The sequence below is a fragment of the Kitasatospora sp. NPDC003701 genome (assembly GCF_053587085.1).
On the sequence record NZ_JBSFNM010000179.1, the window covers coordinates 1 to 1004 of the forward strand.

At 74.2% G+C, this 1004-nt stretch carries 1 protein-coding gene; it reads right to left on the minus strand.

Going from position 1 to position 1004, the window contains the following annotated elements; all coding sequences use genetic code 11:
- Window positions 1-900: polyketide synthase dehydratase domain-containing protein (locus ACWDRR_RS44505; protein WP_449778053.1), on the minus strand; the 900-nt coding region annotated here is incomplete at its 3' end.
- Window positions 901-1004: the final 104 nt, after the last annotated feature.

A 1004-nucleotide genomic window follows, 5' to 3' on the forward strand; every position in this document is an offset into this window, starting at 1 on the left:
CGCCGAACGCACCAACCCCCACACCGCAGCACCACCGAGATCCACCACATCCGACCCCGACCCCACACCCACCGCACCAGCAGTCACCACCACCAACTGCGAATCCAGGAAGGCCTCGTCGTCGACCCACTCCTGCACCACGGCCAGCGTGTCGCCCACCAGCGACCGGACCGCGTCCGCGCCCACCCCGGCCGTCCGCCCGGCCTCGCCGGCGCACTCCAGGAGCACCAGCTCCGGTCGGGCCACCTCGCCGCGCGCCACCTGCTCGCGCAGATCGGCGAGGGTCCGATGGAACGTCGCACCGGCGTCGCCGGACGCCGCCGCGAACCGGGACGCGCCGGCCGAGCTCAGAACGGCGACCCGGACGGACCCGGTCGGGACCGGCGACGTCGGCAGCGGCGTCCAGTCGAGCTCGAACAGGGAGTCGGGCCCGGTGGCGGCGTTCCCGCCGCCCACCTGGTCCGCGGAAACGATCCTCAGCGCCAGGGAGTCGACCGAGACCACCGGCAGCCCGGTCGAATCGGTCATGGTGAGCGAGACCGCCTCCTGGCCGACCCGCTTCAGCCGCACGCGCAGGGCACCCGCCCCGCTCGCGTGGAGCCGCACCCCGGACCACGCGTAGGGAAGCCGGGCCTCACCGACCTCACCGACCAGACCTCCCAGTCCGACGGCGTGCAGAGCCGCGTCCATCAGCGCGGGGTGCAGGCCGAACGACCGCGGGTCGGACCCGGCGTCCTCCGGCAGCACAGCTTCGGCGAACACCTCCTCGTCGGTCCGCCAAACCGCCCGCAGGCCCCGGAAGAGCGGCCCGTAGGCGAATCCGGACTCCAGGAGATCGGCGTAGAAGCCGTCGAGGTCGACGGCCTCCGCACCGGCCGGCGGCCAGTCGCCCACCGCCACGGGCACGAGGTCGGCCGAACCCGCACCGACCGCCAACGAACCCGCCGCATGCCGACGCCACGGCTCCTCGACCCCATCCGCACCCACACCCTCGGGCCGCGAGT